Origin of the sequence: Sphingobacterium sp. NGMCC 1.201703, assembly GCF_047784615.1 — a bacterium.
Classification (GTDB): domain Bacteria; phylum Bacteroidota; class Bacteroidia; order Sphingobacteriales; family Sphingobacteriaceae; genus Sphingobacterium.
This window is the reverse complement of record NZ_JBLOHD010000001.1, coordinates 1,161,535-1,175,587: the sequence shown is the minus strand read 5'-3', so window position 1 is coordinate 1,175,587 and position 14,053 is coordinate 1,161,535. Positions and strand designations below refer to the sequence as shown.

At 42.3% G+C, this 14,053-nt stretch carries 13 protein-coding genes; 7 read left to right on the top strand and 6 right to left on the bottom strand.

Features of this window, described 5'->3' with window-relative positions; translation table 11 throughout:
* Position 1: 1 nt before the first annotated feature.
* Genes ACK8HY_RS04860 through ACK8HY_RS04840 form a run of 5 tightly spaced genes read right to left on the bottom strand, consistent with a single transcriptional unit; the run spans position 2 to position 5,046 of the window.
* Positions 2–1,285 (bottom strand): hypothetical protein, encoded by a 1,284-nt coding sequence (locus ACK8HY_RS04860; protein WP_139351062.1) that lies wholly within the window; start codon positions 1,283–1,285, stop codon positions 2–4.
* The gene (gene guaA / locus ACK8HY_RS04855; protein WP_077434808.1) at positions 1,242–2,792 is read right to left on the bottom strand and encodes a glutamine-hydrolyzing GMP synthase; all 1,551 of its coding nucleotides are present in this window, start codon (positions 2,790–2,792) and stop codon (positions 1,242–1,244) included. Before guaA ends, ACK8HY_RS04860 begins: the two co-directional genes overlap by 44 nt.
* A gap of 42 nt (positions 2,793–2,834) precedes the next feature.
* Entirely contained in the window at positions 2,835–3,671 is an 837-nt protein-coding gene (gene pyrF, locus ACK8HY_RS04850; protein ID WP_077434810.1) for an orotidine-5'-phosphate decarboxylase, read from the bottom strand.
* Positions 3,672–3,690: 19 nt separating this feature from the next.
* The gene (locus ACK8HY_RS04845) at positions 3,691–4,284 is read right to left on the bottom strand and encodes a TlpA family protein disulfide reductase (protein ID WP_077434812.1); all 594 of its coding nucleotides are present in this window, start codon (positions 4,282–4,284) and stop codon (positions 3,691–3,693) included.
* An 18-nt stretch (positions 4,285–4,302) separates the two neighbouring features.
* Entirely contained in the window at positions 4,303–5,046 is a 744-nt protein-coding gene (locus ACK8HY_RS04840) for an RluA family pseudouridine synthase (RefSeq protein ID WP_077434814.1), read from the bottom strand.
* A gap of 83 nt (positions 5,047–5,129) precedes the next feature.
* Between ACK8HY_RS04840 and panB the strand changes: the two genes are divergently transcribed.
* From panB to ACK8HY_RS04810, 6 genes are all read left to right on the top strand, one after another.
* Positions 5,130–5,945, top strand: coding sequence for a 3-methyl-2-oxobutanoate hydroxymethyltransferase (panB, locus tag ACK8HY_RS04835; RefSeq protein WP_077434816.1), 816 nt, complete (start codon positions 5,130–5,132; stop codon positions 5,943–5,945).
* An 8-nt stretch (positions 5,946–5,953) separates the two neighbouring features.
* On the top strand, positions 5,954–6,556 hold the full coding sequence (locus tag ACK8HY_RS04830) for a hypothetical protein (protein WP_077434818.1): 603 nt from the start codon (positions 5,954–5,956) through the stop codon (positions 6,554–6,556).
* An 84-nt stretch (positions 6,557–6,640) separates the two neighbouring features.
* On the top strand, positions 6,641–6,796 hold the full coding sequence (locus tag ACK8HY_RS04825) for a 30S ribosomal protein THX (protein WP_077434820.1): 156 nt from the start codon (positions 6,641–6,643) through the stop codon (positions 6,794–6,796).
* Between the two features lie 187 nt (positions 6,797–6,983).
* A complete protein-coding gene (locus tag ACK8HY_RS04820) occupies positions 6,984–8,045 on the top strand; it encodes an efflux RND transporter periplasmic adaptor subunit (protein WP_416132930.1) in 1,062 nt (353 codons plus the stop codon).
* A 6-nt stretch (positions 8,046–8,051) separates the two neighbouring features.
* Positions 8,052–11,135 carry an efflux RND transporter permease subunit gene (locus ACK8HY_RS04815; RefSeq protein ID WP_077434824.1) on the top strand — a complete coding sequence of 1,028 codons (3,084 nt, stop codon included), beginning with the start codon at positions 8,052–8,054 and terminating at the stop codon, positions 11,133–11,135.
* 7 nt (positions 11,136–11,142) lie between these two features.
* Positions 11,143–12,444: a TolC family protein gene (locus ACK8HY_RS04810; RefSeq protein ID WP_416132929.1), complete on the top strand. Its 1,302-nt coding sequence runs from the start codon at positions 11,143–11,145 to the stop codon at positions 12,442–12,444.
* A 259-nt stretch (positions 12,445–12,703) separates the two neighbouring features.
* Here ACK8HY_RS04810 and ACK8HY_RS04805 read toward each other — a convergent pair whose 3' ends face one another.
* Positions 12,704–12,970, bottom strand: a complete 267-nt coding sequence (locus tag ACK8HY_RS04805; protein ID WP_175991998.1) for a hypothetical protein — start codon at positions 12,968–12,970, stop codon at positions 12,704–12,706.
* A gap of 321 nt (positions 12,971–13,291) precedes the next feature.
* Here ACK8HY_RS04805 and ACK8HY_RS04800 point away from each other — a divergent pair, with 321 nt between their 5' ends.
* On the top strand, positions 13,292–14,017 hold the full coding sequence (locus tag ACK8HY_RS04800; protein ID WP_416132928.1) for an acyl-[acyl-carrier-protein] thioesterase: 726 nt from the start codon (positions 13,292–13,294) through the stop codon (positions 14,015–14,017).
* The last annotated feature ends 36 nt before the right edge of the window (positions 14,018–14,053 follow it).

Here is a 14,053-nt window from a genome sequence, read left to right as displayed (position 1 = left end):
ATTATTTTCTTTCAAATTTCTTGTTGTGATAAACAATAATCCCCAGCGCTCGATTTGCATAGCCCCACTTCGGATAGAACTCAAACTTATAATCGCTATTGAGTCCCGAGAATTTTTCCTGGGTTATATGGCTTACGTAATCCACACCATACTTATGCAGTAGACGGCCAAAATAAACAGCGGCATCATAGCCCTTATAGGAGAACTCAGAAGGATCTACTTTATACAGCGATTTGTAATGTGATATAAACTTTCTTGTATCGCTATCGGAATCATCGGCCAAGCTTGACGAAGTAACCGTTAAGCTATAAAAATCCATATTTTCAAAGTTTTCAAAAGAAAGTTTTGAAAGATTCGGATGACCATATAACTTAAATTGGTTACCGGGATTTAAAAAACGCTCATCCATCGCATCCAACAAACCCTTTATCAGGTTCTTATTTGCAGTTCCGGATACGATATGGTTTGTTCCTGTCAATACGAGACTATTCTTAAGTTCATTGATACTCACAACCGTTTTTACCTTTGCCTGGGCATTCGCTTTTGTGATTCCACTGGCAAAATTGACCAAAAACTGTTTGCTTTCATCGTCTCCGGCATCATAGATCAAAATCTGATCACCATTATAATATTGATCGGCGACATATTTGGCCATTGTTTCGGAATGCGTCCGTATCGATGGTGTCATAGACACTAGGTTGGGCACACTGAATTCCGAGGCCATCGTCGCTGCCAAGGGAGACACTTGAAGAACGTTCTTGTTCGCAAAGGTCTGCGCAAAACTTCTGATTTCCCGCGGGTAAACAGGACCGACAACAAGTGCTGCATCTTTAACTGCCGCAGCTGTTCCCAAAGACGCGTTATAGGCTACATTATCGCGTGAGTCGATGACCTGCAAATCAAACAGCATTCCATCTTTGGCGATCTTGTCCAGACCTATCTGAAAACCTTGGTAAAAATCCAATGCCAGAGCAGAACGCCCGACATCCTCAGCAGTCACCGTTTTGGCAATACCATTTAATTCAAAAGGCAAGAGCAGGGCAATTTTATTGTTCTTAACCAAATGGCCATTTATAGTCTGCACATCGCCTACTTTGACAACAGGCTTATCTTTCTCCTTGTTTGGTTTGGTGACAGCAGTTTGCTGTTCGCCCCCGCTAGAAGAGGGCGAACGCAATACCGTGCTTTTTTTGGTTGTACAGCTTGCCAGGCATAATGCCACAAGCGCTGCAACCCATATTTTATTCCCACTCAATCGTAGCGGGTGGTTTTGAACTGATATCATATACAACTCTGTTTATTCCTTTCACATGGTTGATAATTTCATTTGAAATTTTTGCCAACAGGTCATATGGTAGATGAATCCAATCTGCAGTCATGCCATCAAGAGATCCTACAGCTCTTAAGCTCACAACATGCTCGTAAGTACGCTCGTCGCCCATTACCCCTACCGAACGCACAGGTAAAAAGATCGTACCAGCTTGCCATACTTTATCATACCATCCGGATTCTTTCAGGTTATTGATAAAGATTGCATCCGCTTCCTGAACGATTCTTACTTTTTCGGCTGTAATATCACCCAAAATACGAATGGCCAAACCCGGTCCTGGAAATGGATGTCTTCCTAATATCGCCTGATCTACCTCTAATGCTTTCCCAACTCTTCTGACTTCATCTTTAAATAAAGTCTTCAATGGTTCAACAACTTTCAGTTTCATAAAATCAGGCAGACCGCCGACATTATGGTGTGATTTTATTGTCGCTGAAGGGCCTTTGACCGAAACCGATTCGATGATATCCGGGTAGATTGTACCCTGACCCAACCATTTCGCTTCGATACCTTCTGGCAATTCTTTTTGGATTTCCTTTGCCGCCTCATCAAATACATCGATAAAGGAATTACCGATGATCTTGCGCTTCTCCTCAGGCTCTGAAACTCCTGCCAAACGACCGTAGAAAAGGTCCTTTGCATTAATTCCTTTAATATTTAAACCCATATTTTTGTAAGAATCCAATACCTGCTCGTATTCATCTTTACGGAGCAAGCCATGATCTACAAAAATACAGTGTAAGTTCTGTCCGATAGCATGGTGCAATAAAACTGCAGCAACAGTAGAATCCACACCTCCAGATAACGCCATAATCACGTGGTCATCCCCCAACTGTTCTTTCAGTGACGCGACTGTAGTCTCTACAAATGCATCTGGGGTCCAATCCTGCGCACATCCGCAGATACCCACGACGAAGTTTTTCAACAAAATAGCCCCATCGGTACTATGGGTTACTTCGGGATGGAACTGTATACCATAGGTACGTGTACCTTTGACCTGATATGCCGCTACACGTACTTTATCTGTGCTGGCAATGATCTCAAAATTGTCGGGCACCTCTTTGATGGTGTCACCATGAGACATCCATACCTGAGATTGTACCGGTACACCTGCCAATAAATCATTTTCACTATTGACAAATTGCAGATTTGCACGACCATACTCACGGATTTCAGATGGCAATACATTTCCGCCCGATTGCTGCGCAATATATTGGGCACCGTAACACACTCCTAAAAGTGGGAAACGCTCCTGGATAGCGACAAAATCAATTTGAGGTGCATCCTCTTGTCGAACGGAAAACGGACTTCCTGAGAATATAACACCTTTCACAGATTCATCAAAATCTGGCAATTTATTAAACGGGTGTATCTCACAATACACATTTAGTTCTCTGACACGTCTTGCAATTAATTGCGTGTACTGAGACCCGAAGTCTAGAATGATAATTTTTTCTGGCATGCTGCAAAGGTAAGTATTACGAATGAATTATTAAATGTCAAATCAGGAAATAATGCCTGCTTTTAACAGTTCAGCTTCCATTTCTTTTTGTAGTTTTAGGGCCTCCTCACGCGCGCGCTCCGCAAAGTCAGGTCCTTTTGAAGCATAAATAATCCCTCTTGTGCTATTGACCAGGAGTCCACAGTCTTTATTCATGCCATATTTGCAGACATCTTCCAATGAGCCACCCTGTGCACCGACCCCCGGCACCAATAGAAAATGTTCGGGTGCATGTTCACGGATTTTAATAAAACCTTCCCCTCTCGTCGCGCCGACCACATACATTAGATTTTCGGTATTGCCCCAGGTGTTTACTTTGTCTATAACCTGTTCAAATAATTGAAGACCATCTCGGTTTTCAAAATTCTGAAAATCTAAACTCCCTTCATTGGATGTCAGTGCCAATACGATGGCCCATTTATCCTTGAACTCCAAAAAGGGTGTAACAGAGTCTTTCCCCATGTAGGGCGCGATGGTAATACTGTCGAAACCCAAACCTGAATTTGACTCATCAAAAAATGCCATCGCATACCGGCCTGAGGTATTTCCGATATCACCACGTTTGGCATCCGCTATACTGAAACAATCTTTTGGCAATGCTGCCCAGGTTTTTTGAAGCGACTGCCATCCTTTTAGACCATAACATTCATAGAAGGCAATATTTGGTTTATAAGCGACGCATAAATCAGCTGTAGCATCAATAATTGCTTTATTGAAACTATAGATCGGATCCTCATCATCCAACAGATGCTCTGGAATCTTAGTAAGGTCTGTGTCCAATCCGACACATAAAAACGAACGTTTCTCTTTAATTTGATGAATAAGTTCTGCTCTGGTCATGCTAATGTATAGATCGTAATTATTTATTGATTAAATCTTGAATAAAGGTTGTCACTTCCGGGCTGGAATAATCTGCCATGCCTTCGTGCCGTGTCGCAAGCTTGCCCTCCTTGTCCAAAATAACGGTACTTGGGATAGACTCCGAAAGCCATTCTTTTGGAATATCACTGTTTGGATAACTAATCGGTAGCGTCAGCTTTTCATTTTTGACAAAAGCTGCAGCCTTCTCCTTATCGCCCTCGATCTCCACAATCAGAAATACAACATGCGGATTATCCTTAAATTTATCGTAAAGCACATTGATGGAGGGCATCTCGGCCCGGCATGGCCCGCACCAAGTTGCCCAAAAGTTGATAAAAACCACCTTACCTTTTAGATCCGCTATCCCTATTGTTTCTCCCGAATGATTTACAAAAGAAACAGCCGCACCGACATCCTTTTCATCCGCAGGGAGCGGGTCAGCGACCGGTTGTGGTGCTTCCAATTTCGGTTTAAACAAACCGATTTTCATCAGTTGCTGCTGAAAATAACTTCTGCTTGTCGGCCATATCAATAAACCGATGAGCAGCACAAAGACAACATTGCCGATGATCTTTTTTGTTTTTGGATTCATAAAAAGAAATGCAGTTGATTAAGCATCAAATTTATCCAGCAGCTTCAGCAAAGTCGCAAAGTCTTTTGGATAAGGTGCCTCAAACACCATTTGCTCACCATTTAGTTCAAACTCCACATGTTTTGCATGTAGGGCAAAACGTTTCATGATCGGTTGCTCCTCCTCATCCTTGGATAAGGTATAGCCCCTTTTCTTTATTTGTGACAGATAAACAGGTTTCCCACGGTACATGCTATCCCCTACAATGGCCGCATGCTGTGTGGCCAGGTGGATACGGATCTGGTGCATCCGTCCAGTGATCGGTTTACACTCCACTAAGGTGTAATTCTTATAGTATTTAAGCGAATTAAAGATGGTTTCGGCAGGCTTACCATTGGCACGGTCAATAGAAACGTTTTTATTCCCCTGATTCAAGATCGGCAAATCAACGACAAGATCCTGAAAAGTATGTGTACCGCCAATGATTGCGTGATAGATCTTATTGACTCTACGTTTTTCGAATGCGATCGAAATCGAACGATAGGTCTCCGGATTTTTCGCAATCAACAAAATACCGGAGGTCTCTTTATCCAGACGATGGCAGACCTGAGCGTCAGCATGATATTTCTTTGCCAAACGGAGAATGTTGATCTCTCCCCCCTCCCTTTCATCCAAAGAAGCAACAAAAGGTGGTTTATTTATAACAATCAAATTTTCATCTTCATGGATGATTAATTCTGAAAATTTGGGGAATTTAAATAGACGGGTTTCATTCTGTATCATTTTACAAAAATACAAAACACAAGGCAGAATATTGGCCAATGTATGATAAAAACCTTACTTTTGGGCATATAATATAAGTCAAGATGTCTGTAAACAAAGAAATAAAACGAGTAAGCACAGCGATGCTACAAGCCATGAAAGACCGTAAAGAGAAGATTTCTATGCTGACGAGCTATGATTACTCCATGGCCAAAATGGTGGACAACGCCGGTGTGGATGTTATTCTGATCGGAGATTCCGCTGCGAATGTATTTGCCGGCTATGAAACTACCCTGCCGATTACCCTCGACAATATGATCTACCATGCGGCGGCTGTTGCCAGAGGCACCGAAAGGGCTATGGTCCTGGCAGACCTTCCTTTTGGTAGCTACCAAGGTTCTGCCAACGAAGCCTACAATGCTGCCGTACGTATGATGAAAGAATCCGGCGCCCATGCGTTGAAATTGGAAGGTGGCTTAGAAATCATCGACAACATCAAAAAAATTATTTCTGGCGGAATTCCCGTTTGTGGACATTTGGGCCTGACCCCACAATCCATCAATAAATTCGGAAATTTTGGTGTCCGTGCCAAAGAGGAACAAGAAGCGGCCAAACTTATGGAAGATGCATTGGCTCTTCAGGAGGCTGGTTGTTTTGCCATTGTACTGGAAAAAATTCCTGCGGCTTTGGCAAAAGCCGTGACTGAAAAATTGGCCATTCCGACCATAGGGATCGGCGCTGGTGCTGATTGTGATGGACAGGTGCTTGTAATCAATGATATGCTGGGCATGAATGCAGACTTTAAGCCCAAATTTATGCGGCACTTTGCCAACCTACATGAGCAGATCACTACCGCAGTAAGCAATTACGTTGCTGAAGTCAAGGCAGTGCAATATCCAAATTCGGAAGAACAATATTAATAAGCGCTATGAAATTATTGATCATAGGGATAATTATCCTTATCGCTTACCTGATGATTCGAAAAAAGTTCAATTTTTTCGAATCATCAGACACGGATGCCAAAAGCTTAAAATCGGGCTTTCAATTGATAGAAGCACCGGCCGCTCTCATTCGATCTACCTTAAAAAAAACAATCTCCAATGTCGTTATTGGCTTGGTACTTATTCTCATTACCATATTGCTTTTTGTAAAAATTAAAATCGTATTGTTTCTCCTCCCAATAGCCTTTTTTTTAATTGGTTACTTCTTCCTGTTTAACAATCACTTCAGCAAAATAAAGAGCCAACAGATTTGGTTTAATGCCAAAACCAACGAGGTTTTTGTGGAACAACTGCGAGCAGAAAACTATGCTTTCAATATATTCCAGGATGTGCTGGCTGTACAAAAGATCGAATCTATTCAGACAACAAGAGGCCTGCTCTATGGTTACTATCGAATAAAACTAAAAGATCAGCTTTTGGAAATCCCCTATTTACTGGCTGAAAATAAACCTGCCAATAATCTTTTTTTTGAGACACTCGTACAAAACTTCAAAATTGAAACCCAGAAAAGAATTTTTCCAATCATTTAGTACTTAATGTATTGGAGTTACAAAAGAAAATAGTATATTTAGGTTACTTAAGAATACATTGTTAAAACCAAAATATTTTATACTATGGGAAAAGGTGATATCAAAACCAGAAGAGGAAAAATATCAAATGGTTCTTTTGGAAAAAGAAGGCCGCATTTATCGAAAGCATCCATCAAACCAAAAGTGGATGATGCAGCTCCAAAAGCAGTTGAACCAAAAGCAACTAAAGCGAAAAAATAATACGTATAAAGCTAGAATAGGTTTCTAGCTTTTTTTATAGCATGTAGTCCCATTAACTTACATGCGGTAGATTCGTTGCCAGCTATTGCTGTTCTGTATTGTAAAATCCTTTTGACAACCGGTATCATCATGAGAATAAAGCTATCTTTATCCTCCAGATCAAAAAACCAGATAAGGACTATACCGCATGAATAAAAAAACGACCCTCTACATTCTTTTAGCCTGTGCTGTTATTGGAGGTGGATATTTTCTCATAAATCCCAAAAAAGACAAAAATGAAGCCGATAAATCTGCTGTCAAAAAAGATGTTCCTGTTGCTGCGCAGGCAATTATAGCAAGATCATCTGTAGCCGATCGGTCCATTAATTTGTCCGGCAGTATCGATGCCGAAGAAAAGGTGGAGATCAGAAGCGAAGTCAGTGGTCGAATTACAAAAATCTACTTTATTGAAGGACAACGTATCCAACAGGGGCAACCTTTGATCAAGATTGATGATATTGAATTGCAAGCGCAACTCAAACAGGCGCAGACAACGAATCAGCTGAATGCAGAAAACGAACGTCGCGCAAAATTATTGCTCCAGAAAGGAGCAATCAGTCAAGAGGAATTTGATATCGCCAGTGCGGCATTAAAGACTGCACAGGCGCAGATCCAGCTGATTCAGGCCCAGATCTCCAAAACAACCGTACGTGCACCGTTTAGTGGCATGATTGGCCTAAGAAATATTTCAGTTGGTGCTATCGTCTCATCCAATACGCTGATCGCAAATTTGGTTAAGGACAATTTCGTTAAGATTACCTTTGCTATTCCGGAAAAATACAGCAGTGTAGTCAAACTTAACACGCCCATTGAGTTCAGTGTTGCCAATGACCCGGCAGTTATCAAAGCTAATATTTATGCCATAGAGCCTGAGGTCTCCCTGAATACCCGCACCCTGACTGTCCGTGCACGCGCAGCAAACGAACAGGGGCAGCTTCGTGTAGGTTCCTTTGTCAATGTCATCCTGCCGATAGAAGTCGAAAATAATGCCATTGCTATTCCCACGGAAGCAATCGTTCCGGTCCAGGATGGAAAAAAAGTCTTTATACTAAAGAATGGACTCGCAAAAGAAACTAAAGTTGAAACCGGCGCCCGTACCGATAAGGAGATTGTTATCCTATCTGGCATAAGTGCCGGAGATACCGTATTGACAACAGGTGTTCTTGCCTTAAAAGATGGAGTAAAGGTTAAAGTATCATTAGCTAACTAACTGTAAATGAATTTATCTGCTATTTTTATTAAGCGCCCTGTGCTCACCATTGTCGTCAATATAACGATTATTCTATTTGGCTACATTGGCTTTAGCTTTCTGGGTGTTCGCGAATACCCCTCCATTGACCCGGCCATCGTATCGGTACGTACCAACTACGCTGGTGCCAACCCTGATATTATTGAATCGCAGATCACCGAACCGTTGGAGAAAGCGATCAACTCCATTGATGGTATCCGTAATATCTCATCCTCCAGCAATCAGGGATCCAGCAATATCACCATTGAATTCGATTTAAAGAAAAATCTGGAGGAAGCTGCCAATGACGTTCGGGACAAAGTATCCCAGGCAGTCAGAAGCCTGCCCCAGGATATTGACGCCCCACCGGTAGTCTCAAAAGCGGATGCGGATTCTGATCCGATCATTACCCTGACCCTACAGAGCGAAACCAGGGATAAGCTTTCCCTGAGTGACTATGCTGAGAATGTTATTTCCGAAAGACTGCAGACCATCCCGGGGGTCAGCAGTACGCAAATATATGGTCAAAAACGTTACGCCATGCGCCTATGGCTCAACCCGGACCGCATGGCGGCCTACGGCATCACCGCTTCCGATATCCGTACAGCATTAAGTAACCAAAATGTTGAATTACCTTCCGGTAAAATTGTTGGCAATACCACTGAATTAACCGTAAAAACCGTAGGAAACCTTTCCACGCCCGAAGAGTTTAACAATATTGTCCTAAAAGCCGATAGCACGCGCTTGGTTAAATTTATAGACATTGGCCGTGCAGAAATTGATGCCGAAAATCTGGAGACCAAGATGGTCAGTAATGGCAAACAACTGGTCGGTGTCGCCATTATTCCGCAACCGGGGACAAACTACCTGGATATCGCGAACAATTTTTACAAAATGCTTGATCAGATGAAAGAGGATATCCCTCAGGATATCAGCATCAATATCGCATCTGACAACACCAAGTTCATTAAGAAATCGGTTGTTGAGGTTGCTGAGACCTTACTGATATCCATTATTCTGGTGACGCTTATCATTTACTTCTTCTTTAGAGACTGGGGAATTGCCCTACGGCCATTATTGGATATCCCCGTTTCACTTATCGCAACTTTTTTTATTATGTACATTTTTGGTTTTTCGATCAATGTACTGACCCTACTTGCGATTGTATTGGCGACAGGGCTTGTGGTCGATGATGGAATTGTCGTTACCGAAAATATCTTCAAAAAAGTTGAGGAAGGCATGTCCCCTATTGAAGCTGCACTGAAAGGCTCCAAAGAGATCTTCTTTGCAGTTATCTCCATTTCCGTTACCCTCGCCGCGGTTTTCTTACCCGTCATATTTCTTGAAGGTTTCGTCGGACGGTTGTTTCGGGAATTCGGGGTGGTCATCGCGTCAGCCGTACTGGTGTCAGCCTTTGTTTCACTGACGTTGACCCCGATGCTGAATGCTTACCTGATTAAAGGCGGTGGTCACAAAAAGACCCGCTTTTATGAATGGACAGAACCAATGTTTGTGAAAATGAACAAAGGCTACGCCAATGCGCTGGATAAATTCATGAAATTAAAATGGATAAGCTTTCCGATCTTATTGATCTGTTTTGCCATCATCGCAGTAATCTTCTCTTCGATCAAGAAAGAAACTGCTCCCTATGATGACCGCAGCGCCATCATGGTCAATGTCACCGGTCCCGAGGGTGCTACCTATGAATACATGGACCGTTATATGCAGGAACTGGACAAACTGGTTTACGATTCGATTCCCGAAAACAAAATCAGTTTAAATATTACCTCCCCTGGTTTCGGACCTAGTTCGGTCAACTCCGGACGTATCCGGATGACACTTGTCGATCCCGAAGAGCGTACAAGGTCACAAGATGATGTGGCGAAGGAGCTGACCAAATGGACAAAAAAATACGATGGTGTACGTGTCAATGTATCACAGACGCCGACCATTTCCATGAATCGTCGCGGCGGCCTACCGATACAGTACATTATCCAGGCTCAAAATTTTGAAAAGCTTCAGGAGAAGATTCCTGAATTTATGAACGAAGTAAATAGTGATCCTACATTTTCAACAACAGATATCAATCTGAAGTTTAACAAACCCGAACTTCATGTCGAGATAGACCGCTTAAAAGCCTTAAGCATGGGTGTATCTGTGCTCGACGTATCCCAATCCCTCCAGCTGTTGTTAAGTGGTCAGCGCTTTGCTTATTTCATGCGTGATGGCAAACAATATCAGGTGATCGGACAGGTCGAAAACGATCGACGGGCAACACCGACAGATCTGACCTCCATTTATGTGCGCAACAATATCGGACAGCTCATACAGCTGGATAACCTCGTCAATGTCAGCGAAGAAAGTAGCCCACCACAACTCTACCACAATAATCGGTATATGTCGGCGACAGTCTCCGCAGGCCTGGCTCCGGGCATGAGTATGAGCGATGGTATAGCCGCAATGGACCGTATCAAGGAAAAAGTATTGGACCAAAGCTTTACCACTGACCTCAGTGGTGAATCCCGCGATTTCATCGAAAGTAGTTCCAATACCCTCTTTGCTTTTGGTCTCGCTTTATTACTGATTTATCTCATACTAGCGGCTCAGTTTGAGAGCTTCCTGGATCCATTTATTATCATCCTGACGGTACCGATGGCAGTTGCCGGTGCACTGATCAGTTTATGGCTATTTGATCAGACCTGGAATATATTCAGCCAGATCGGAACCATTATGCTGATCGGTCTGGTGACGAAAAATGGTATCCTAATCGTTGAATTTGCCAACCAGATGCGGGAGGAAGGGATGGAAAAATTTGAAGCGATCATGCATGCTGCCGAATCGCGTCTGCGCCCCATTTTAATGACCAGTCTGGCCATTGCCCTGGGCGCATTGCCTATTGCGATGTCATTGGGCGCGGCTTCCACAAGCCGTATCGGTATGGGGGTTGTCATCGTCGGTGGTACTATATTCTCACTGATCCTGACCTTATTTATTATCCCAGCAATTTATTACATGTGGTCCAGACCAAAGAAACACAGACCTGAATTTGACAACATTAAAAGCTACGAATAGATCAGACATGAAGAGAAATGTAATCCTAACACTGCTGTTTAGCGTCATCCTATTTCAGGCTCCTGCACAACAGATGTTGACGCTGGAAGAAGCGTTGGCAACCACTTTAAGCAACAATTTCAATATACTTTTGGCAAAAAATGACCACAAAATAGATAGCGAAAATACAAGTGCGGGCAGCGCCGGAATGCTTCCCGCCGTTACAGGTAGTTTCAGTCGGAGCAATTCCATCCAAAACTCCCGGCAGGTACGGGCCGACGGTCAAGTGCAGCAGATTTCAAATGCCAAAAACGATAACATGTCCTATGGGGTCAACCTCAACTGGACCGTCTTCGATGGATTCGGCATGTTTGCACGCCGCGATAGATTCAAAGAAATCCAGCGCCAGGGTGAAGCCGAAATCAAATTCGAGGTCATCAGTCAATTGAGTGAAGTTATAGCAACCTATTACAGCTTAGTGCAACAAAAGCGTTTATTGAATGCTTTAGACACCACCATTACCCTATCGCAATATCGCGTTACGCTGGCTGAAAATAGGCTGGAAATCGGAAAGGGATCCAAACTGGATTTACTGAATGCGAAAGTGGATCTAAACACCGACCAAACCAACCTGTTACGCCAACGCGAGAGCTTTCAAAATACAAAAACATACCTAAACCAGCTCATGACCCGCGATCTGGGCATAGATTTCCAGGTTGAGGACGAAATGAAACTGGATACTGACCTTAAACTGGGAGATCTGATCCAGATTGCCGACCAACAGAACCCGCAGATTCAATTGGCCCTTATCAATAAAAGAGTTGCCGAACTGAACCTCAAATCGATAAAAGCCGAGCGTTATCCCAAAATAGGCCTCAATACCGGCTACAACTGGAATGAATCTCACTCTTCATTGGGCTTCTCGACCGAAAACAAAAATAAAGGACTCAACTATGGTGTGACCGCCTCGGTGAATATCTTCAATGGATTTCTTCAAAACAGAAATGAACGGATCGCCAAATTCCAGGTACAGAATACCGAACTACAGATCCAACAACAAAAACAAAATATACAGGCGCAAGTCCGTACACTTTTTCAAACCTATATCACCAACATCGAACTGGCGCAGGTAGAAAAAAAGAATGAAGAACTCGCAAAAGAAAATCTAACTATCACCATGGATAAATTTCGGATCGGGACGATTACGACCCTCGAAGTCAGAACGGCGCAGCTAAATTATATCAATGCCATGACACGGAGTTATACCGCACAATACGATGCGAAAGTTTCAGAGATACGCCTGAAAGAGTTAACAGGTGAAACTTATTAGTTCGCAGCGTCTATTTTACCCTGAGTGGGCAGCGGACACGATGCTATTCGCGCGTTGAAACCGGGCAAGAAAAACATCGACAAAGTGTATGAAAATAATATAATGACCTTATGCAATGCTCATAAAAAAACTTTACGTTCTTATAAGCGCCAATAGTCATGGAATTCAACTGAAGGCTCTTTCTGAGCAATAGAAATAGATAATTCACAAAAAAGCTCCCTTTATATTAAGGGAGCTTTTTTATTAGGAGCCATGCTCATTAATAATCAATTGCAATAATAGACCTTAGTGGAATCAGTACACCACTCTTGATCTGGATATATCTATCGGTTAATGACCACACCGTGGTTTCGATACGCTTTGGTCCGGAATCTGTTTGAAAGGCTATTTCAGTCTTGGATTTAAATTCATTTCCCAAGCGAAGGGCCCCTTTTAATTTATCCATAAAACTTGCTGACTTATCTTCACTCGCAGGGATAAATTTAAATTGAGGAATTTCCTCTTTAGCTATTAGTTCTCCAACCATAATATTAGCATTTAATGTGTAAATTAATGTTTCGCGCTACACTAAATATAACGTGATATAACCAATCTTATTTTATTAAATAATGCCATTGGCTTATTTAAATCTACCTAATCCGATGATAATAATCAATTAAATAACTGAAAACTATCATTTATTTTACAATAAAAAAACGATTGGCAGTTTTCGCCTTTTTTGTCTGGTTAGGTTCAAAAACTGTGCAACAGTTCATATGATCGGAATATCTTAAAATTATGTCATTTCATTTTGAATTTGAGGCACAAATCAGTCATATTGCCTAATTTTGCATAAAACTAAACACAGATGGAAAAATCAGTCTTTGAGAAAAACTGGGAAATTTATTTCACGCAATGTTACTCTAATGGCCGTATCCGTTTCTCCGATTTGTCAAATATTCTTCAGCTTACCGCTGGGGAACATGCCACTCAAGTTGGTTTCGGTTTTAAGGAAATGGCCAAACATAATCAGACCTGGGTACTCAGTAGAATGCGTATTGAAATCAATAGGCTGCCCAAATGGATGGATATTGTTCAGGTAAAAACCTGGGTACAGGAACTTGAAGGGGCCCGTTCTACGCGTAATTTTGAAATTTCGGTCAATGGACAAGTCTATGTCACTGCCACGAGCTATTGGGCCGTCATCAATACGGTAAAAAGAAGTTCGGAAGATCTGGCTATTTCCACAGAGGATTTTACAACTTATCCTGACCGTCCCGCAACACAGCGACCGTTCTCAAAATTGAATATCTCCCAGCCTGTCAAAAATATAGATCAATATATTGTCAAGTTGTCCGACCTTGATATTGTCAATCATGCCAATAACGTCAAATACCTGGATTGGTGTATGGATAGGCTTCCCATCGAACTTGTACTGACCAATCAGATCAAATCCTTGGAGATGAACTATCTCCGGGAACTACGCCACAATGATACGGTAGACCTTAACGGCGATTCAACGGACAAGGGCTATTTTATGACTGTGACAAAACAGCAACGGATTCACTTTGCCCTGGAGGTGGAAACAAAATAAAAATCGAAATAAGACAAAAAAGGAGGCTTAAGCCTC

Coding starts and splice junctions, on each gene's coding strand:
- ACK8HY_RS04860 (WP_139351062.1), bottom strand. CDS start 1,285: ATGATATCAGTTCAAAACCACCCGCTACGATTGAGTGGGAATAAAATA.
- guaA (WP_077434808.1), bottom strand. CDS start 2,792: ATGCCAGAAAAAATTATCATTCTAGACTTCGGGTCTCAGTACACGCAA.
- pyrF (WP_077434810.1), bottom strand. CDS start 3,671: ATGACCAGAGCAGAACTTATTCATCAAATTAAAGAGAAACGTTCGTTT.
- ACK8HY_RS04845 (WP_077434812.1), bottom strand. CDS start 4,284: ATGAATCCAAAAACAAAAAAGATCATCGGCAATGTTGTCTTTGTGCTG.
- ACK8HY_RS04840 (WP_077434814.1), bottom strand. CDS start 5,046: ATGATACAGAATGAAACCCGTCTATTTAAATTCCCCAAATTTTCAGAA.
- panB (WP_077434816.1), top strand. CDS start 5,130: ATGTCTGTAAACAAAGAAATAAAACGAGTAAGCACAGCGATGCTACAA.
- ACK8HY_RS04830 (WP_077434818.1), top strand. CDS start 5,954: ATGAAATTATTGATCATAGGGATAATTATCCTTATCGCTTACCTGATG.
- ACK8HY_RS04825 (WP_077434820.1), top strand. CDS start 6,641: ATGGGAAAAGGTGATATCAAAACCAGAAGAGGAAAAATATCAAATGGT.
- ACK8HY_RS04820 (WP_416132930.1), top strand. CDS start 6,984: ATGAATAAAAAAACGACCCTCTACATTCTTTTAGCCTGTGCTGTTATT.
- ACK8HY_RS04815 (WP_077434824.1), top strand. CDS start 8,052: ATGAATTTATCTGCTATTTTTATTAAGCGCCCTGTGCTCACCATTGTC.
- ACK8HY_RS04810 (WP_416132929.1), top strand. CDS start 11,143: ATGAAGAGAAATGTAATCCTAACACTGCTGTTTAGCGTCATCCTATTT.
- ACK8HY_RS04805 (WP_175991998.1), bottom strand. CDS start 12,970: ATGGTTGGAGAACTAATAGCTAAAGAGGAAATTCCTCAATTTAAATTT.
- ACK8HY_RS04800 (WP_416132928.1), top strand. CDS start 13,292: ATGGAAAAATCAGTCTTTGAGAAAAACTGGGAAATTTATTTCACGCAA.